At 34.4% G+C, this 20,050-nt stretch carries 22 protein-coding genes; 15 read left to right on the top strand and 7 right to left on the bottom strand.

The features are described 5' to 3' along the window. The first annotated feature begins 76 nt into the window (after nt 1-76). From SJY24_RS20505 to SJY24_RS20485, 5 genes are all read left to right on the top strand, one after another. Nucleotides 77-604, top strand: coding sequence for a DinB family protein (locus tag SJY24_RS20505; RefSeq protein WP_377865987.1), 528 nt, complete (start codon nt 77-79; stop codon nt 602-604). A 182-nt stretch (nt 605-786) separates the two neighbouring features. Then, nucleotides 787-1,836, top strand: a complete 1,050-nt coding sequence (gene rsgA, locus SJY24_RS20500; RefSeq protein ID WP_377865986.1) for a ribosome small subunit-dependent GTPase A — start codon at nt 787-789, stop codon at nt 1,834-1,836. A 211-nt stretch (nt 1,837-2,047) separates the two neighbouring features. Continuing rightward, on the top strand, nt 2,048-4,030 hold the full coding sequence (locus SJY24_RS20495) for a methyl-accepting chemotaxis protein (RefSeq protein ID WP_377865985.1): 1,983 nt from the start codon (nt 2,048-2,050) through the stop codon (nt 4,028-4,030). A 209-nt stretch (nt 4,031-4,239) separates the two neighbouring features. Next, a complete protein-coding gene (locus SJY24_RS20490) occupies nt 4,240-4,545 on the top strand; it encodes a hypothetical protein (protein ID WP_377865984.1) in 306 nt (101 codons plus the stop codon). Nucleotides 4,546-4,812: 267 nt separating this feature from the next. Further along, nucleotides 4,813-5,181, top strand: coding sequence for a DUF3979 family protein (locus SJY24_RS20485; protein ID WP_377865983.1), 369 nt, complete (start codon nt 4,813-4,815; stop codon nt 5,179-5,181). 34 nt (nt 5,182-5,215) lie between these two features. Here SJY24_RS20485 and SJY24_RS20480 read toward each other — a convergent pair whose 3' ends face one another. Then, nucleotides 5,216-6,256, bottom strand: a complete 1,041-nt coding sequence (locus SJY24_RS20480) for a YkvI family membrane protein (protein ID WP_002075563.1) — start codon at nt 6,254-6,256, stop codon at nt 5,216-5,218. A 242-nt stretch (nt 6,257-6,498) separates the two neighbouring features. On the opposite strand from SJY24_RS20480, the gene SJY24_RS20475 reads away from it, so the two are divergent. From SJY24_RS20475 to SJY24_RS20465, 3 genes are all read left to right on the top strand, one after another. Further along, nucleotides 6,499-6,942: a Dps family protein gene (locus SJY24_RS20475; protein ID WP_377865982.1), complete on the top strand. Its 444-nt coding sequence runs from the start codon at nt 6,499-6,501 to the stop codon at nt 6,940-6,942. Nucleotides 6,943-7,050: 108 nt separating this feature from the next. Next, nucleotides 7,051-7,506, top strand: a complete 456-nt coding sequence (locus tag SJY24_RS20470; protein ID WP_377865981.1) for a DUF3939 domain-containing protein — start codon at nt 7,051-7,053, stop codon at nt 7,504-7,506. Nucleotides 7,507-7,771: 265 nt separating this feature from the next. Further along, a complete protein-coding gene (locus tag SJY24_RS20465; RefSeq protein WP_377865980.1) occupies nt 7,772-8,716 on the top strand; it encodes an alpha/beta hydrolase in 945 nt (314 codons plus the stop codon). 76 nt (nt 8,717-8,792) lie between these two features. Here SJY24_RS20465 and SJY24_RS20460 read toward each other — a convergent pair whose 3' ends face one another. Continuing rightward, nucleotides 8,793-9,812 (bottom strand): LLM class flavin-dependent oxidoreductase, encoded by a 1,020-nt coding sequence (locus SJY24_RS20460; protein WP_377865979.1) that lies wholly within the window; start codon nt 9,810-9,812, stop codon nt 8,793-8,795. Nucleotides 9,813-9,916: 104 nt separating this feature from the next. After that, entirely contained in the window at nt 9,917-10,108 is a 192-nt protein-coding gene (locus tag SJY24_RS20455) for a DUF3896 family protein (protein WP_377865978.1), read from the bottom strand. A gap of 185 nt (nt 10,109-10,293) precedes the next feature. On the opposite strand from SJY24_RS20455, the gene SJY24_RS20450 reads away from it, so the two are divergent. Together SJY24_RS20450 and SJY24_RS20445 are read left to right on the top strand one after the other, a co-directional pair. Further along, a complete protein-coding gene (locus SJY24_RS20450; RefSeq protein ID WP_377865977.1) occupies nt 10,294-11,757 on the top strand; it encodes a flavin monoamine oxidase family protein in 1,464 nt (487 codons plus the stop codon). An 84-nt stretch (nt 11,758-11,841) separates the two neighbouring features. After that, nucleotides 11,842-12,426 carry a GNAT family N-acetyltransferase gene (locus tag SJY24_RS20445; RefSeq protein ID WP_377865976.1) on the top strand — a complete coding sequence of 195 codons (585 nt, stop codon included), beginning with the start codon at nt 11,842-11,844 and terminating at the stop codon, nt 12,424-12,426. A 24-nt stretch (nt 12,427-12,450) separates the two neighbouring features. Here the strand turns inward: SJY24_RS20445 and SJY24_RS20440 are convergent, their stop codons facing one another. Beyond that, complete coding sequence (locus tag SJY24_RS20440) at nt 12,451-13,353, bottom strand: aldo/keto reductase (protein WP_377865975.1); 903 nt, start codon at nt 13,351-13,353, stop codon at nt 12,451-12,453. 165 nt (nt 13,354-13,518) lie between these two features. Here SJY24_RS20440 and SJY24_RS20435 point away from each other — a divergent pair, with 165 nt between their 5' ends. Then, the gene (locus SJY24_RS20435; protein WP_002086082.1) at nt 13,519-14,469 is read left to right on the top strand and encodes a CobW family GTP-binding protein; all 951 of its coding nucleotides are present in this window, start codon (nt 13,519-13,521) and stop codon (nt 14,467-14,469) included. A 137-nt stretch (nt 14,470-14,606) separates the two neighbouring features. Here the strand turns inward: SJY24_RS20435 and SJY24_RS20430 are convergent, their stop codons facing one another. After that, a complete protein-coding gene (locus SJY24_RS20430; RefSeq protein WP_113938276.1) occupies nt 14,607-15,077 on the bottom strand; it encodes a GNAT family N-acetyltransferase in 471 nt (156 codons plus the stop codon). A gap of 138 nt (nt 15,078-15,215) precedes the next feature. Continuing rightward, nucleotides 15,216-16,166 (bottom strand): metal ABC transporter substrate-binding protein, encoded by a 951-nt coding sequence (locus SJY24_RS20425; protein ID WP_377865974.1) that lies wholly within the window; start codon nt 16,164-16,166, stop codon nt 15,216-15,218. Nucleotides 16,167-16,432: 266 nt separating this feature from the next. Here SJY24_RS20425 and SJY24_RS20420 point away from each other — a divergent pair, with 266 nt between their 5' ends. Both SJY24_RS20420 and SJY24_RS20415 read left to right on the top strand, forming a co-directional pair. Then, nucleotides 16,433-16,588, top strand: a complete 156-nt coding sequence (locus SJY24_RS20420; RefSeq protein ID WP_000540342.1) for a hypothetical protein — start codon at nt 16,433-16,435, stop codon at nt 16,586-16,588. A gap of 116 nt (nt 16,589-16,704) precedes the next feature. After that, nucleotides 16,705-17,364, top strand: coding sequence for an oxidoreductase (locus SJY24_RS20415; RefSeq protein WP_001042741.1), 660 nt, complete (start codon nt 16,705-16,707; stop codon nt 17,362-17,364). A gap of 29 nt (nt 17,365-17,393) precedes the next feature. Here the strand turns inward: SJY24_RS20415 and namA are convergent, their stop codons facing one another. Continuing rightward, nucleotides 17,394-18,431 (bottom strand): NADPH dehydrogenase NamA, encoded by a 1,038-nt coding sequence (gene namA, locus SJY24_RS20410; protein ID WP_377865973.1) that lies wholly within the window; start codon nt 18,429-18,431, stop codon nt 17,394-17,396. Nucleotides 18,432-18,564: 133 nt separating this feature from the next. On the opposite strand from namA, the gene SJY24_RS20405 reads away from it, so the two are divergent. Both SJY24_RS20405 and SJY24_RS20400 read left to right on the top strand, forming a co-directional pair. Next, entirely contained in the window at nt 18,565-19,017 is a 453-nt protein-coding gene (locus SJY24_RS20405) for a methylated-DNA--[protein]-cysteine S-methyltransferase (protein ID WP_000283898.1), read from the top strand. Between the two features lie 25 nt (nt 19,018-19,042). Next, nucleotides 19,043-20,038 (top strand): DUF2628 domain-containing protein, encoded by a 996-nt coding sequence (locus SJY24_RS20400; RefSeq protein ID WP_377865972.1) that lies wholly within the window; start codon nt 19,043-19,045, stop codon nt 20,036-20,038. Nucleotides 20,039-20,050: the final 12 nt, after the last annotated feature.

Below are 20,050 nucleotides of genomic sequence, written 5' to 3'. Positions count from 1 at the left end.
AGAAAAATCTGATATATTTCAGTCTATTATATGAAGAGGTTATTCATTCATATGAATACAGAAAGTGGTGCGTGATATGAATATAGATTATCGAATAAGGAGTGTAGATGGTTATACAAAAAATATAGGGGAATTAGTAAGCATGCTGGAGCATACGAGGGCTGTAACATTGCAGGAAATAAAAGATCTATCAGTTGAGCAAGTAGATTTAATTATGCCGAGTGGAGGGAATTCTATCGGAGCGTTACTAAAGCATATAGCGGCTATAGAAAAAGCACATCAACTTATTTCATTTCAAGAGCGCGACTTTACAAAAGAAGAATTAGAAATATGGGAAGACGCACTGTATTTAGGGAAAGCGGGGAGAACAATCCGTGGTCATGAAATACAGTATTATGTACAACTTCTACAAAGTGTTCGAGAAGAATCTCTGAAGTATTTGAGTGAACAAAATGATCAATGGCTTATGTCAGAAAGAAAGTGGTCTAATGGCGTAGCGTATAATCAGCACTACCTTTGGTTTCATGTGCTAGAAGATGAAATTAGTCACCGTGGACAAATTAGAATGATGAAAAATAAATTATTTGAAAATTACGTTAAATAAGGTAGCTTTTTAAATAAATATTCCATATAATGAGAGTAATTAAAATGAGAACGGGGTGATGTGTTATGGCGAAATTAACTTATATGAATAATAAACCAAATACAAAGGTGGACGGAAAGGGCGATACTCTATAAGTAAGCGCACAATCCTTCCACTAAGTTCAAACTAGGGAGGATATCAATTTGAATCAAAATATTTTAGAATCTTTCGGGTGGGATTCTTTTTTTGAAGAACAAGCTGTAGAGAACTATGAAGTAGGACGTATTTTACTTGAGCACAAGCATATATATCGGATTATTTGTAATGATGGTGAATATGTAGCGGAACTGTCTGGGAAGTTTCGTCATGAAGCGTTAACGAAGGGAGATTATCCGGCAGTTGGGGATTGGGTGTATATAAAGAAAATAGAAGGAGAGCGAAAGGCAATTATTCATCGTATTTTTCCAAGGAGAAGCTCTTTTTCTAGACAAGAGGCTGGCTATCGAACAGAAGAACAAATTATAGCTACGAATGTGGACTATCTTTTTTTAGTAAATGCTCTTAACCATGATTTCAACGTAAGAAGGATGGAACGTTATTTGCTATTGGCTTATGAGAGTGGTGCGATGCCTATTATTGTTTTAACGAAGAGTAGTTTATGTGAAGATGTAGAACAGAAAATTGCAGAAACTGAAGCAGTAGCAATCGGTGTTCCAATATTTGTTGTTGATAGCTTAGCGTACGTCGGAATAGAATCATTGCAACAATTTGTTTCACCAGGAAAAACAATTGCCTTAGTTGGATCTTCAGGTGCAGGGAAATCTACTTTGTTAAATGCATTAATAGGAACAGTTGTAGCAAAAACTGGAGATATACGTGAAGAAGATAGTAAAGGGAGACATACGACAACTCACCGTGAATTGTTCCAATTACCAAGTGGTGGTTTAGTAATTGATACTCCTGGTATGAGAGAACTTCAGCTTTGGGAAGGAAGCGCGGCAATCCAAACTACATTTTCTGATATTGAAGATCTTGCAAATACTTGCCGCTTTCGAGATTGTAAACATGATGGTGAACCAGGATGTGCAGTGCGAAGTGCTATAGACAACGGAATTATCCCTGTAGAGCGCTTACTAAGCTATAAAAAGCTGCAAAGAGAATTGGCATATGTTATGAGAAAACAAAATATTACTCTGGCAAGAGCGGAACGAGATAGATGGAAAAAGATTTCTAAACAACATAAAAAAATGTAAAAAACCAAAGGGCTTGTTCCTTTGGTTTTTTGTGTTTGTAAATTTTATAATAATATTATTCGTATATATAGACAAACAGAATTTATTTGTTTAAACTTTACAAAGTGTTTATCAAAACAAGTTATAAAAATAGAAAATAAGGAATGGGATATATTCAAAATTAGCTCTATTTAATCTTTAAAGCTTAATATTTAAATACAGGAGGTTTATAATGCGTAAACTAGTAAGTTGGTTTAGAGATATGAAAGTAGCAAAAAAGCTATTAATTTCATTTTTTGTTATATTAATTGCGGCAGTCTCTATTATTGGGGGCATGTCGTATCAAACAGCTAAAAAGAATTTTGAATCACAAATTATGAGTAGCGCTCAGGATAATATAAAAATATTGGATAATTTAATCAATCAAATGATTGATGCGAAATTCAACGATGTAAATAATTTTGCACGAGTGATTCATAGTGATATGTATCAAGGGGATAATCAGGATGAATTAAGAAAAACATTATCTCAATATATTAGTTTGAACAAAGATGTTGAACAAGTTTATGTTGCCGGAAACGATAAAAAATTTGTACAAGAACCAAAAATACAAATGGAAACAGATTATGATCCAACAGCGCGTTCTTGGTATAAAGATGCAGTGAATAAGCAAGGTGGAATTGTTGTCACTGAACCATATAAGGCACAAGGAAATGGGCATATTGTCGTAACAATCGCAAAACAAACTGAAGATAAAAATGGTGTTGTTGCAGTAGATTTAAATTTAGATAATTTATTAAAAACAACAAAGTTAATCAATATTGGTAAAAAAGGCTATGCTTTCATTTTAGATGGGAACCACAAAATAATTGCTCATCCTCAAGAAAAATCGGGTGACAAGGCAGATGATTCTTGGGCAAAGAAAATATACGAAGATAACCATGGCACTTTTTCATACACTTATAGTGGTAGTGAAAAGAAAATGGTATTTGCCACAAACTTAAAAACAGGTTGGAAAATTGCTGGGACGATGTACTCAAATGAAGTAGTTGAGGCTGCTCAACCTGTATTTTATAATATGTTAATTGTAATGTTTATTTCATTAGTTGTAGGTGGAGTGCTTATTTATTTCGTGACACTTTCTATTACCAAACCTTTAAAACAATTAGTTGTCACTTCTAAAGAAATAAGCGAAGGGGACTTAACTCAAACGATTCAAATACATTCAAATGATGAAATTGGACAACTTGCGAAAGGTTTTAATGAGATGACTCATTCACTACGTACATTAATTGGAAGAATTAATACTTCAGCAGGGCATGTTGCAGCTGCATCTGAAGAGTTAACAGCAAGTGTGAGACAAGCGAGTGAAGCGACTGAACAAATTACATCAGCAATGGATGAAATATCAAGTGGTGCAACGACGCAAACAGCAAGCGTAGAAAATGGTGCTATGTTACTGTTTGATGTAACAGAAGGGATTCAGCACGTAGCAAATAGTTCATCATCTATTAATTCTGCTTCTGCTCATACACGTGAAAAAGCAGAAGATGGTGGAAAACTAGTAGGAAAAACAGTAAATCAAATGCAGTCTATTGCGGAATCTGTTTCGCAATCAGATGCAGTTATTCAGTTATTAAATAACAAATCAATGCAAATTGGTGATATTTTAGAGGTTATTCAAAATATTGCAGATCAAACAAATCTTCTAGCTTTAAATGCAGCAATTGAGGCTGCAAGAGCTGGTGAGCATGGAAGAGGCTTTGCAATTGTTGCTGATGAAGTACGAAAATTAGCAGAACAATCTAGTGTATCATCAAGTGAAATTAGTAAATTAATTTGTGAAATACAAGATGATATGAGTAGGACTGTAAAATCTATGAATAATGTAAATGAAGAAGTTCAATCTGGACTTGTTATTGCAAATGAAACAAAACAAAATTTCACTGAGATTTTACAATCTACAAATGAAATTGCTGATCAAATTAAAACGATGGTTGAAACGGCTAATGGAATGTCAAAAGGTGCAAATGAAGTATCTATTTCAGTTGGCCAGATTGCAATGACAGCACAAAATAACGCGACGAGTACACAAAGTGTTGCAGCGTCAGCTGAGGAGCAGTTAGCTTCCATGGAAGAAATTAGTTCTGCGGCTGGTACACTATCTCAAATGGCTGAAGAGTTACAAGTATTAATTGAAAGATTTAAAGTATAAATAGAAAGGGCTGCTTCAAAATAGCATTACTGCTATTAGAGGCAGTCCTTTTAGTTAATAGCCCTTTTTGTAAGAGTAGAGAACTTGTGGGGAACGGGGGGATTCAACAATTATAGCTTTATTTTATTTAATATTTGTCGAAAAATAGAGGGATTTGTTAAGTGTGTGTATAATGAATATTGTATAGATTACATATAAAGGAGATTATTATGGGAGTGTATTGGGGAACGAAAAGACATTCTTGGCTTAGTTATGTCTCGTTTTGGTTAAGTATTTTATTCTTTGCCGTTTTTGTAATTGAAGTGTTTGTATTTAAAACACTTTCAAATAGTTCATTACAAATCGTTAAATATTTTTATTTTATATTTGTTCCATTAAATATCATTCTTAGTTTGAGATTATTATCTAAGAAGAATGAAAAGAAAATATTACCGATTTTTAGTTTAATTGTCTCGCTATTATTTTCCAGTTTAATTATAGTATTAGCATTAGTAGCCGCAGGAAAAGTCTTTTGAGGAGAGTGATATAAATCACTCTTCTTTTTGTGTGAAATTTTTAGATTTATAAATAGTGTGAAGGAAATAAGGAAAGTGATAAGTTATCAGTAAAGGGACGTACTAGTGAGTAGAAAATGAATCGAAAATACTATATGTTTTGTATGTGTTTATAAAGCAAATGAATGCGGTAAGATTCGTGAAATATGGTACAATAAACATGGATAGTGATAGAGATAAAGGGTATATAAAATACTCATCGTTTTTTAGTAAGAGAGGGGTTATCTTATGCTATACGAGGATTTGATGACATTATTCCAAGTTGCTCCGATAGAATTGGATAGAGGCGGCTGGAAATATATAATCCAGGAACAAAATGATAATTATGAAATTGTTGATGAAATGTTAAAAAAGCAAATGAATGTTGAATTGTATTTTAATGAATATGATGAGGTGAAAATCACTTTATATAAAGATGGAAGCCCCATTACTACAATGCAAAGAATTGCTATTTCAAAAGTTGAGTTAGATGAAGAGGAAGAAGGCATTCAATTCGTATTAGAACGTATGCCAAGTCGAATGATTCGTTTGCAATTAAAGCCGTATCTTGCAGTAGAAATGGGGCCGTATTGGGAAGTATGTGAAGAGTGTGAATGAACATGAAAAAGCATCCGTATAAACGGATGTTTTTTCATGTTTTTTGAAGTTGTTTAAAAGCAATAATCGGTAGTAAAATGATGCTTACCCAACCGATAATTGGATATAGAATATGAAGCAATTGACTATATCCGATGTAACTAAAGCAATAACTAATTAGTAATATGAAGTAAATAATGTTATGACTTTTCCATCCTGTAATGGATTGCATTTGTTTTGTCATTCCGAATATATTCCCAACTAATGTTGTGAACACTTCACCAAAAATGATAAGAACAAAGAAAAAGTGGAAAGTGGCATTAAATCTTCTTACAACTTCAGCCATGGGGATGTTGTATTGATAAAATTGTTCAACTGATAATATTGCTAAATGGCTACATAATAAAATGAAGCAAAGCCCTGCGCCTCCTAAAATACCACCCCATAAAATAGCTTTTCGGTCTTTTACTTCACTGGCTAATGGGACGAGAACACTTTGGGCGAGTGAAAGATTTAATGCAACATATGTAATCGGGCTAGTAATCCATTTCATATTCCAACTTTCTGTAGGAACGGTGTTAATAAGAGGAGTTGTACCATGAATAAAGGTTGTGATAGCGAGTCCAATAATAAAGATCATCATTATAGGTACGACAAGTGTATTTACTTCAAAAACACCTTGTAATCCCCGGCTCCCAATAATGAGACAGGCGATGACTGTGATGAAAATACCAAGTTGTCTCGGGAGGCGGAGTTGTTCTTCAAATACTGCCCCGGCCCCTGATAACATAACGCTTGTTACACCAAATAATACGAGTAATAGTAATGTGTTTACGACATTTCCAAATACATCCCCAAATAAATATTTGTTAAATTCTTGAGCTGAAAATGCCCCTATTTGTGATGAAAGTAACATCATCTTTGTGCCGAGCCAAATAAAAAAAAATCCACTTATACATATGCCAATGGTTCCGTAAAATCCGTTCACTGTAAAAAATTCAACAATTTCTCGTCCAGTAGCAAATCCAGCTCCAACGACAGTTCCGATATAAGTAGCAGCGACTTTCTTTGCTACTTGCCATTGTTGATTGTCCATGTTATCCCTCTTTCTTCTATGATGAGCTTGACTTACTATTATGCATATGTGTGAGCTTGGACAATTAGACATATGAAGTAGTTGAAAGAATACATGAATTATATGATATTAGGGAAATATTAAGGTTGTTAAAACTTTGTTACATATAAGCTGTTCATTCAAACGAGTAGGAAATGTATGGTAAAATGTAATTAGGTTATTAAAAGATAATAATTATAAAAATGCTAAGAGGAGTGGATTGTATGAGTACGAAAACAAATGTTGTTGAAGTATTAAACAAGCAGGTAGCAAACTGGAATGTGTTATATGTGAAACTGCATAATTATCACTGGTATGTGACAGGACCACACTTCTTTACATTACATGAGAAATTTGAAGAGTTTTATAATGAAGCAGGGACTTACATTGATGAGTTAGCAGAACGTATTTTAGCGCTAGAAGGAAAACCGTTAGCGACAATGAAAGAATATCTAGCAACTTCTACTGTGAGTGAAGGGACAAGCAAAGAGCCTGCAGAAGAAATGGTACAAATTTTAGTAAATGATTTTTCTGCACTCATTCAAGAATTGAAAGAAGGTATGGAAGTAGCGGATGAAGCTGGTGATGAAACATCTGCTGATATGCTATTAGCAATTCATACGACATTAGAACAACATGTGTGGATGTTAAGTGCATTCTTAAAATAAACATAAATGGATTAAAGGAAAACTCTATTGAAAAATTCTTTCAATAGAGTTTTTTATGATTTTTCAGTTTCCTTTTATGCTATAATATAGTAAAAAGGAGGCGATGCGATGTTTCGCTTTTTCAGAACTGGAAAAGAAGAGCGGGAAATTACGAAAGATGAATTAGAACAAGCGATGGCTAAGTTTCTAGAAACGAATGCTAATATCGTTTATACAGTATTAGTAAATGATGATTACACAGTAAATTATGATTTATTAAAGCCCTATTTACCTGCATTTCCAACCAATTTTTTTCTTATTACGAAGGAAACGCTTGAGGTATTTGAGCATACAGAAGAAAATTTAAACCTAGTTAAAGAAATTGATGTCGTACAAAAGGCCGTTGATCAATATGTAACAGAAAAAGAAATGTTCCCAATTGTTGAAGGTAGCGAAGATCGCCTCATATGTGGAATGAAGCTAGGACCATATTTAAATCGTATATTAAAAAGAAATTTATATATTTCAGAAAAGCATTATTTAGTTTCAAGTAAACCAGATAAGAAAAAAAAGAATACTGGGTAGATGTTATGAGAACAACAATAATATATTGTTGTCTTTTTTTTGTTTTTTAAAATATTGATTTTTCAGTCTATTTAATTTTATACTATAACTAGTGGATAGGAAGGAGTGGTGTATTATGCGTATACATACATTAATTATTAAATATCATTCTGAGAATCAGGTATTGTTAAGTTGAATTTTAGAATTATACTACTTATACCGTGAACCTAGAATGATAGGATGATTGGAGAAAAAATTATTATAAAAGGTTACGGGGGATTTCTATATGAAAAATAGTATGACTTATATTCAATTATTAAATGAAACGCTAGATTGTTATGCAAAAAAAGGAAGTTTTGAAGCGTACACTTATATAATGGAGCATGCTAAAGGTGTAGTGGGTAATGAAGCACAAATATATAACTTTAAATATGCGCTAGCAAGTGCAGCAGGACTTGAAGAAGCAGCGTTGCATTTAATGAAGAAAGCAATTATAGAAAATGGGTTTTGGTACGGAGGTGAGTATTTAATTTCCGATGATGATTTAAAACCATTACATAAATTTGAAGAGTTTCATAGAATGATTCAATTATGTAAAGAAAGAGAAGAATTAGCAAAGCAATCGGAACAAGCAGACGTGAAATATAAATACAGCAAACAAAATGAAAATCTATTAATAACAATGCATGGGGATCAAGAAAATATAAAAATAGTAGAACCTTATTGGCATCCAGCTTTGGAACAAGATTATATGTTAGTGTTTCCTCAATCGTCTCAAACTCAATTTTCAGATGGATATGTTTGGGATAATGTCGAAAGAGGAAGAGAAGAGTTAAAAGGACATTACAATAAGATTATGTTGAGTAATACATTTGAAAACATTATCATTGGTGGATTTTCTGCTGGGGCAAGAGTAGCGTTACACTCCATTTTGCAAGGTGAAATAAAAGTGAACGGTTTTATTTTTGTGGCACCGTGGCTCCCGGAAATTGAAGAATGGGAAGACATGTTTGGCATATTACATGATAAAAGTATAAAAGGATATATAATATGCGGGGATCAAGATGAAGATTGTTTTGAAGGTACGAAGCAACTTGTACAGCTATTAAAAGATAAAAATATAGAACATAAGTATAAAGTTGTGCCTAATTTAAATCATGATTATCCTGAGAATTTTGAGGAGTTATTAAAAGAAGCTATTGAGTATATAGGAAGAAAAAATAATATGTAGTAAGAAAGGGAGATACATCATATATGATGTATCTCTCTTTTAAAATTATAAAGTGAAACTTTAATCAGTAGGAGTCTTACTGCCCGTTAATGCGGGATAAATTAAAAGCGTCTGCCAATAAGCGATAAGAGTTTAATTTATCTTCAAATTGATGAGTGATTGTGACAATCATAAACTCTTCAGCATTGTATGCTTTGCTTAAGTTCAATATTTTTTCTTTTACAGAAGACGGATCGCCGACGATCATACGTTGACGATTTTCTTTAATACGAAATAGGTCATAAGCACTATACGAATAATTTTGAGCAGTTTCGATAGACGGGGTTCCAGTAGTCCGTTTTCCTTGTTCTAATAGTAAAATCGATAAATCAAGGCTTGCTGCTATATTCTCCGCTTCTTCGTTTGTTTCTCCGCAAATAACAAAAATAGAGACGATTGATTTTGGTCTATCACCTAAATAGGAAGGTTGGAATTGTTCTTGATAGGCTTTCATTACTTCAGGGCCACCGTATCCGTTAATGAACTGTGCAAATGCAAAGGATGCGCCTTGCTTTGCGGCAATCATTGCACTTTCCCCGCTAGAACCAAGCATCCACATTTCAGGAGATGTTGTGATAACTGGAGTAGCCTTTAAGTTTGCATAATGATGGTTTTCTGGTACTTGATCATGTAAGTACATAGCAACATCTGCAATTTGTTCTGGATATTGATCAAGTGAGACCATTTTACCTTCTTGGAGTGCGCGAGTTGCTATTGGCATACCACCAGGCGCTCTACCAACACCAAGGTCAATACGGTTTGGATAAAGAGCCTCTAACACGCGGAAATTCTCGGCAACTTTATATGGACTATAGTGCGGCAACATAACACCACCCGAGCCAACTCTAATACGATTCGTTTTTGCTGCAATATGTGAAATAAGTATTTCTGGACTTGAACCTGCTAGACTTACAGAATTATGGTGTTCAGATACCCAAAAACGTGTAAATCCTAGTTTTTCAACCTCTTGTGCAAGTGTTACTGTATGTGAAAAAGCTTCAGCTGCTGTACTGCCATCAGAAATAGGTGATTGGTCTAATACACTTAATTTGATCATAGAATATACCTCTCAATCTTAATGTACATTCTATTATATATTTACTTACGAAAAATGCGTAGTGAAATGCTCACACAAAAAAGAGGATGATAATATATCCACTTTTAACGAGAAAACCCTCGTTCATAATGATTCATTTCGACTAAGTTTAATATATATTCATAGTTATCAATTTCTAAATATATTTGCTTGCGTTCTTCTGCAGTTAATTTAATGCTAGTAAGTTTTTTACAAAGCTGTTCTTTCTTTAATTCTAAATGTTTTTTTGTAGCATGATAGTCGTAAATACGCTTCATGTGTATCCATCCTTTCTCTACAGTTACTATATATATTTATTGTATGAAGCATGTAGAAGAGGGAGAGCTACACGATATGTATTTTTAGTGGATTTTCAAATTGCCATGGTGTTATGTTTAAGGGGATTTATGAATAAAATGCACTAAACCACTAATTCGTATTTCATGAAGTAAGGGGTGGAATGGTGCAGAAAGATACAATGTTTGATACACAGATGGATGAAATACAAACAATAATAAAAAAAGGGCTGCCGAAGACGACACTCCCTAAACAAATTATTGTAGTTGGAGCTGGTATGGCTGGATTAGTTTCGGCATCTTTACTAAAGGATGCAGGACATCAAGTTAAAATTTTTGAAGCAAATAATCGTGTAGGTGGTCGTATAGAGACGGTTAGAATGGAAGATACCGGATTATACTTAGATGTCGGGGCGATGAGAATCCCGTATTCACATAAGCTAACAATGGCATATATAAAAAAATTCGGATTACAGGTTAGCCCTTTTATTAATAGAAATGACACAGATATTATTTATGCCAATGGCCGAAAAACGACATTGAAACAATACGAAAAAGACCCGAGTGTTTTAAGATATCCTGTTGAGATGAATGAAGTCGGGAAAACGTCTGAGGAACTATTAATGTTAGCGGTACAGCCCATTATAAATTTTATAAAAAAGAACCCAGAGAAGAATTGGGATATTGTAGTAAAGGATTTTGGGAGGTACTCTACAGGGCAATTTTTAAAGTATCATCCTTATCAATATAATACGTATTTTTCCCCGGTAACAATTGAGATGATCGGTGTTCTATTAGACTTAGAAGGTTTCTTGGAAAGATCTTTCGCTGAGACGTTACGTTTTTTATACATTATGCAAGAGGAAAGTGGATTTTGCGAAATAGTAGGTGGAAACGATAGATTACCAAAGTCTTTTTTACCACAATTAGAAGAAAATATTATATATAATCAAAAATTAATGAAGCTACATCAACACGATAACGGTGTGACAGCTTACTATCGGAATGAGGAAACTTTTGAATATAGTAGTATTACAGGGGATTTAGTTATTGTGACGATTCCATTTTCGACAATGCGTTTTGTGGAAGTAGATCCATTTGATTCTATATCTCATGCGAAATGGAAAGCAATTCGTGAATTACATTATATGCCTGCGACGAAAATAGGAATTCAATTTAAAAGCCGATTTTGGGAAAAACAAGGGCAATTAGGCGGCAGAATTATAACAGATCTTCCTATACGTTATGCGTATTATCCAAGTCATGGAATCGGTTCAAAAGGACCAGCCATTATGCTTGGGAGTTATACGTGGTCATACGATGCATTACTGTGGGATGGCTTATCAAAAGGGGATCGTATCTATTACACATTACAAAATTTAGCAACAATATTAGGTGGTCAAGTATATGATGAGTTCATGTCTGGAATATCAAAGAGTTGGACATTAGATCCATATGCGCTTGGAGGGTTTGCACTATTTCAAGCTGGCCAAGAATCTGAATTACAGCCAGTCATTGTAAAACCTGAGGGGAGAATTTACTTTGCTGGAGATCATACAACGCTGTATCACGGATGGATTCAAGGTGCGATTGAATCCGGAGTTCGTGTGGCGATGGAAGTGAATGATTAAAAAGTTTAAAATTCAGAAATTTCTTTACTATATAACTTGAGATGGATATTATTATATATAAAAGAATTATAGGGAGTGTTTACAGTGAATCCGTTATTATTCGATTTTCCTTCTGAATTTTATACTGACAGGCTTTTTATTCGAATGCCAAAACCAGGTGATGGTAAAGTTGTATATGACGCAATTCAAGCTTCAATACAAGAATTAAAACCTTGGATGGTCTTTGCACAAAAAGAGCAAGCAGAGGAAGAAATAGAAGAGAGTATTAGAAAATCGCATATTCAATTTTTGCAGCGTGAAGATTTGAGATTACTAGTTTTTTCGAACGAAACAGGTGAATTTATTGCATCTGCCGGATTACATCGTATTAATTGGGATATACCTCAATTTGAAATCGGGTATTGGATTGATTCAAGGTTTAGTGGAAAGGGCTATATGGTAGAGGCTGCAAAAGGTATAACAGATTATGCTTTCACTGAATTGAAAGCAAACCGCGTAGAAATTCGTTGTGATTCTCTAAATAAGAAGAGTAGAGCGATACCAGAGAAATTAGGCTTTAAATTAGAGGGTACTTTAGAAAGTGCGAGTGTTGCTGTGGATGGAAATGGATTAAGGGATATGTGTGTATTTGCAATGACGAGAAATACATATGAAAAAGAAGAGCTGTAAAGAAACAGCTCTTCTTTTTGTGTATTATGGTACAGGATTTCCATTAGAGCTTTCGAAAATTGTAAACCATTGTTGGCGGTCTAAGTCAACTTTTGTAGCAAGAGCGGCTGTTTTTACACGATCTAATTTACCAGAGCCAACGATTGGCATCATGTTAGCTGGATGAGCGAGTAACCATGCATACATAACAGTATCGATGCTAGTAACACCTAGTTCAGTAGCAACTTTTTGTAAAGTTTCACGTACACGTATGGCACGTTCTGATTGACCAGTAAAGATTTCACCACCAGCAAGAGGTGACCAAATCATTGGATTAATTCGTTTTTCTTGGCATAAATCAATCGTACCTTTTTCAAAATGCTCAAGCTGCATCGCAGAAACTTCAATTTGATTTGTAATGAGCGGGAAATCTAAATACGAACTTAACATATTAAATTGTGAAGGTAAAAAGTTAGATACACCGAAGTGGCGAACTTTACCTTCTTGCTTTAAGCGTGAGAACGCTTCTGCCACTTCAGTTGGATCCATAAATGGATCTGGGCGATGGATGAGCAATACATCAATATAATCTGTATGTAAGTTTTGTAATGAATCTTCCGCGCTTTTTATTATATGTTCAGCACTCGTATTGTAGTGAGCAACATATCGCTCTGGAAATTTAGGTGATGGGGGAGCGATTCCACATTTAGTGATGATTTGCATATTTTCGCGTAAGGAAGGCTTGAGTTGTAACGCTTCTCCAAACAATCCTTCACATGTATATCCGCCATAAATATCAGCGTGATCGAAAGTAGTAATCCCCAAATCCATACAGTCTTCAATAAAAGAAAGTAACTCTTGCTTTGTCATATTCCATTCTGCTAAACGCCAGAACCCTTGAATAATACGAGAAAATTCTAGTGTTTCGGCCATTTGAACTCGTTCCATTATAAGTACCCCCTTGATGAATGATAATATTTTTGAAAAGGCTTTCTTGCTACATATTATTATATAGTTACCCGATTGTACATACAATAAATATGTTTTACTACAAAAACGTTTTTCTCTATATGCTATAATGTAGAAACATATAGCTATAAGGAGATGTAAGGAATGATTCCAGTAACAATACTAACTGGTTTTCTTGGATCAGGGAAAACGACATTATTAAATCGAATTTTATCAGAGGATCACGGCAAGAAATTAGCAGTGATTGTAAATGAAATAGGGCAAATTGGTATCGATAATCAATTAATTATGAACGTTGAAGAAGAAATTATGGAAATGACAAACGGTTGTTTATGCTGTACTGTGCGTGAAGATTTACTTGTTGCTTTAAAACAATTACTGGATGTGAAAGCAGAAGGGAAAATGGACTTTGATGGATTAGTAATTGAAACAACAGGTCTTGCAAATCCAGGTCCGATTATTCAAACTTTCTTTTTAGATCCAGTTATTCAATCTGCATACCAAATTAACGGTGTTGTAACAGTTGTAGATAGCTATCATATACATAAACATTTTGAAAAGGGACTAGAAGCAAAAGAACAAATTGCCTTTGCTGATGTTGTGTTAGTTAATAAATTAGATTTAATTGAAGAAAATGAGAAAGAAAATCTCTTGCATGAACTTCAAGGAATTAACCCGACTGCAAAGTTAATCGAGGCGACTAACTGTGAGGTAGATATTCCATCGTTATTACAAATTCAAACGTTTAAAACGAAAGATACGCTGCAAATTTACCCTCATACAGAACATAACCATCTAGAAGGTGTAAAATCGTTTGTACTACGTGAAGAACGTCCGTTAGATTTACAAAAATTGAATGAGTGGATGTCAGCTGTTGTTCAAGAACTAGGGGAGCATTTATATCGCTACAAAGGAATTTTATCTATTGATGGAGTAGATAAACGTATTGTTTTCCAAGGTGTGCATACGTTATTTGCTGCTTCGTACGATAGAGAGTGGCAAGAGGGCGAAGAGCGAGTAAGCGAAGTAGTTTTCATCGGAAGAGATATTAATAAAGAATGGTTCCAAGAACATTTTGAAGAATGTGTGAAATAAGTCTGCGTAAATCGCAGGCTTATTTTTTATGAGCATTTTAATGAGATAATACTAGATTACAAAAATGAAGTATATAAGGGAAAGAAACTAAAAATAGAAAACATAACATTGATAAATGCATAATAAAAAGCCTGTTTTCACAGGCTTGTATTTTCATCTATAAGTAATTCCATTACAACACCTACAACTGGACCTTCGTCATCAATATCCCCATTTAAACGGAAGCCAAATGACTCATATAGTCCCATTGCGTGTTTGTTGTCAGGATGTAAACTTAAATAAATTATTTTACATTCGAATTTTTGTTGCAAGAATTGAATTAGTAAGCGAAGGAAACGTTTTGCGTATCCTTTTCCTTGAAATTGTTGGTCAATCATAAAACGATCTAACCATACGCTTTCATGTTTTTGGGAATACCATCCATACATTGCGTATCCAACGAGTGTTTCTTTGTCATATAAGCCTACTGACGTTCCGTTTTCTTCATATAATGATTCTGCTAAGGAAAACGCATTACTTTCAATAAATTGCTGCTGGTCTTTTGTTACGCTTAAAGCAGCTACTGAACGCCAATTTGCTGCTGTTACTTCACAAATGTGAAGATTCATAGTTCCAACTCACCTTCTAAATTAGTATAGCTTACAAGCTAATATGGATAATTCTACTTGTTATTTCGATCAAGTCAAGGATAAATACATAAAAAGGCAGCTGAATGACATATTCAGCTGCCTAGAAAATATAGTTGATTAGCTTGTTGCTTCTTTTAAAGTATTTACGTTTTCTTCCATTAATGTGAAGTAATCTTTATTGTTCTTTGCATCATCCTCAGAAATAGTAGCAAGGTGATTTAAGCGTAAAATTTTTGTACCTGTTTCTTTTTGAATAACTGATGCTACTTTTGGAGTAGAGAATGTTTCAAATAAAATATATTGTAGACCGTGCTCTTTTACTGTTTTTGTAATGTCAGCAAGCTGTTTTTGAGATGGTTCATCAGATGCTGAAATTCCAGCGATTGGAATTTGTTTCAAACCGTATCGTTGTTCCCAGTAGCCGTAAGCTGCGTGTGAAACTAATATTTCTTTCGTTTTTGCATTTGCAACAACTGCTTTAAATTGATCATCTAAATCAGTAAATTTTGTTTGTAGTGCCGCGAAGTTTTTTTCGAACTCTTTTTTATGTTCAGGCTGTAATTCTACAAGTGCATTTTTAATTTTTTCTGCTTGTTTCATCGCAAGAGTAGGATCTATCCAAACGTGTGGGTCTTTATCATGATGATGTTCATCTTCTTTATGACCGTCTCCATGATCGTGCTGCTCTTCTTCAGATGAAGCACGAAGTTCGATATCTTTAGATGCATTTACAATTTTTACGTTTTCTTTTTTTAATGATTTTTCCATTTTTTCGGCAAATGGTTCTAATTCTGCGCCGTTATAAACAAATAAATCGGCTTTCGCAACTTGTACAGTCTGCTTTTGACTTGGTTCAAATGTATGAGAATCCGCACCAGGTGGGTAAATTGTTTCTACATTTACATAATCACCACCGATTTTTTTGGCAAAGTCAGCGAGTGGGAAAATGGTTGTATAAACAGAAAGTTTCCTATCTTTTTTCGCTGCACCATCTTTGTTGTTAGAACATCCAGCAAAGATGAGTGTGAAAATAAGTATAAATGAAAATAGAGCTAATTTTTTAGGCATATAATTCTCCTCTTTTCTTTTTTACAATTATATTTTCTCCAAATATAAGAAGAAAATATCGTTTTAATGCAAAACGGAATAATTACGTTTTAGTTCGCGAACCTAGTATAATACATCTTTATGAAAGTTGCAATAAATAATAATCATTACGATTTGATTTTGTTATAAATTTGTCAAAAAGAAAGGTATTAATTTTTATTATTAGTGCATATGTGACAATGTTACTTTCATATATTGGGAGGGAGTAGAAAAAAGGGGATGAGTGCTTGGGTTACTTCATGGAGGCCATCTTATTAATACTTGCGGTCGTTTTGCCATTATCTTTTGTTTTAATTTTTTTAAGGAGATTAATAAGTAATTTAGGAGATGCTACAACAATAACAAAATTACCAATGGAAGAAAAAGAAAAGAAAAAAGAGTAAGTAAAGCACTATGCGTACGCATAGTGCTTTACTTATGGTAAAATGGGAGAATGGAAACTCCTGTTAGCGACGAATAGCTATAGGGGAGAATAGTAAATAAAGAGGTATACACATATATGAATAAGCGAACAGCGTTAGTACTTGGTGCAAGTGGGTTAGTTGGACAAGAAATAACGCGACTATTACTTGACTCAGATTACTACGATTCGGTTACTATTTTTGTAAGGGAACCATTACAATTACAACATGAGAAATTACAGCAGAAACAGGTGGATTTTTCAGTGTTAGAGGAATATAAAGAATTTTTTGCAGTAGATGATGTATTCAGTTGTTTAGGGACAACGATAAAAAAAGCGAAGTCGAAGGCGAATTTTAAAAAAGTAGATTATGAATATACATTGCGAGCTGCTTGCTTAGCTGAAAAACAAGGCGTGCAAAATTTTCTTGTTATTTCATCAATGGGAGCGAAACCTAAATCATTCTTCTTTTACTCGCAAGTGAAGGGGAGAATGGAAGAGGAGCTGAAAAAGCTAGTTATTGGTGGCATACACATTTTTAGGCCTTCATTATTAGTAGGAAATCGACAAGAATATCGTTTTGGAGAAAGAATGGCTGAGAAATTATCTCGTATTCTTCCGTTTATATTTAAAGGAGCTTTTAAAAAGTACAAACCAATTTCAGCTAAAGATGTGGCGAAAGGAATGTATATAACGGCGCTACGAGAGGAATCGGGTATCCATATTTATAATTCAAATGAAATTACAACGATAGAATAAATAAAACCGAGAAGTCATTCTTCTCGGTTTTATTTATTAGTTTTAATGTTTCCAGGTGCTCGTCGGTACTGATATGGTTCTTGTAATTCAAAGCCTAGTTCATTGGCGGCTATTCTTGGGAAGTATGGATTGCGAAGTAACTCACGTCCGATAAAAATTAAATCTGCCTCGTTAGTTTTTAAAATTTGCTCTGCTTGTGATCCAGTTGTAATTAATCCTACTGCGCCTGTTGCAATGTTAACATGTTCCTTAATATGTTTAGCATATTGTACTTGATACCCAGGATACACATCAATATGTGCCGGTACAACAGCACCAGAACTACAATCGATTAAATCGACCCCCTGTTCTTTCATCCATCCTGTATACTGTACATAATCTTGAACCGTTAACCCGTCAGGATGATAATCATTTGCCGAAATACGAACAAATAACGGCCCGTTCCAAACTTCATTTACAGAGTCGATGATTTCGCGTAAGAAACGATAGCGATTTTCAGGTGAGCCCCCGTATTCATCAGTCCGCTTATTGGAAAGTGGAGAAAGAAATTCATTAATAAGATAACCGTGAGCGCCGTGTAATTCAATAATGTCAAATCCCGCTTGTTTAGAGCGGAAAGCTGCTTTTTGAAAAGCAGAAACAGTTTCTTTAATTTGCTGTTTATTCATTTCTACTGGTATTTTCATTCCGTCGCTAAATGGAACTGCTGAGGGGGCGAAAGCATCTGTTTCTAATTCAGCCTTTCTTCCGGCATGAGCGAGTTGAATGGCTGCTTTTGCACCGTTATCATGTATAAAAGTTGTCGTTTTATGTAAGCCTTCAATTAGAATGTCATCCCAAATGCCTAGGTCTTTGTTAGAAATTCGTCCTTCAGGTAACACAGCTGTTGCTTCAATCATAACTAGACCTACTTGACCAGCGGCCCTGGTTCCATAATGGACGAGATGAAAATTAGTTACTTGGCCATCCTCATTCTCTGACGAATACATGCACATAGGCGACATAACGATACGGTTTTTTAGTGTAACGTCCTTAATTGTATAGGTTGAAAAAAGTTGGGAATGCATCAAATAGCCTCCTTGATTGAATTTTCTTACATTGTATCATTCTCTTTTTTGTTTCCCTAACAAAACGCTTATACGAAAAATTTTGTCTATTCGTGTTACAATGACTAATATGAAATGAATTGGAGGATGACATATGTATCAGGCTTATTATGAAAGTGAATTAGGTTTGCTGGAAATTACAGCGAATGATAAAGGAATTACGTCTGTTATATTTGTTGATGAACGACAAGAAGAACGTACAAATGAAATGATAGATCAGTGTATAAATGAGCTAGAGGAATATTTTAAGGGGAAAAGAAAAGAGTTCACGGTTCCGTTGTCTGCTGAGGGAACATTATTTCAAAAAAATGTATGGGATGCGCTCTATACTATTCCATACGGCGTAAGTGCTTCATATTTAGATATTGCGGAGAAGGTCGGCAATACAAAAGCTGTACGAGCGATAGGAGGAGCAAATAGCCGGAATCCAATTTCAATTATCGTTCCATGTCACCGTGTAATAGGAAAGAGTGGAAAGCTTGTTGGGTATGCGGGTGGTTTATGGAGGAAAGAGTGGTTATTGAAGCATGAAGGGATTTTAAAATGAAGTGTGGATGGAAAGAGGGATCGTTTTGAAATGTATAAATTGTGGGCGACCTTGTACTAATGATCAGTTAAATTGTGCAAATTGTCAACGGAATTTGCAGAATGAACAAGGGGAAAGTAGCTCGTTAATAGACAAAGAATTAGAAGTATATGTAGGGAGACAATATCCGTATTACAAAAGAAAATGGGAGCTTGAGAACAAGCGAATTGCTAGGTGGAGCTGGAATGGTTTGGCTACTATTTTCAATGTAGGTTGGCTTGGATATCGTAAGCATTATTTACCTGCTGCTTTATTTATACTGTTATTAGTAGCATGTGATGCGTTTTCTTATTATATGGGGTTCAACGTAGCATTGCCAATCATTAATATGGTACCTCTTACGTTTTTATTACTCGTTTTTATTCTATTTGGGATGGGGATTTTTGCGAATGGATTATATTATCAATTTGCAGAAAGGCGTATATATCGAATAAAAGCACGGGGAATTAAAGATGAATCGGTTGAAAATTATCTCATCCGTGATAGTGGTGGAACGAGTAAAATGGGAGCAACAATCGTAACTGTTTTAGCAGTTGCTAGCCTTCTTTTAAGCCATTTCTTTTTTCCAACTGATCGAGATATTATACAAAAAGTACGTACAAGTTCGCTTTATGAATATCCATTCTTTTCGATTGGTGAATCGTTTGAAAGCTATTTTCAAAATTCAGGTTGGATATATTATCGTGGATCGGAAGGTATGGAATTAGTAGAATTTCAAGGATATAGCCCAGGGATGCCAAGACAAAAAGTTACAATTCAATTTATTGTTGATTATAAATTGAGTGAAATTGAACCATACTCCCTTATGATTAATGGCGAATCTAAAAATGAAGAAGAGTTTTTGAAGATGATGGAAGAAATATTCAAGGTTCAAAATCCGTTTGAAATAGAGGATGGATTGCAAGTAAAACTGATAGAAAAAGAAGCGGATGGAAAGAACTTTCTATCTGCTTCTTTTTTGTGTATGAAAAATAATATTTGAAATAATCTGAAT

Source organism: Bacillus sp. R86525 (genome assembly GCF_042466195.1).
Classification (GTDB): domain Bacteria; phylum Bacillota; class Bacilli; order Bacillales; family Bacillaceae_G; genus Bacillus_A; species Bacillus_A nitratireducens.
Note: the sequence above shows the minus strand (reverse complement) of the source record. Positions and strands in the feature narration are given on the sequence as shown.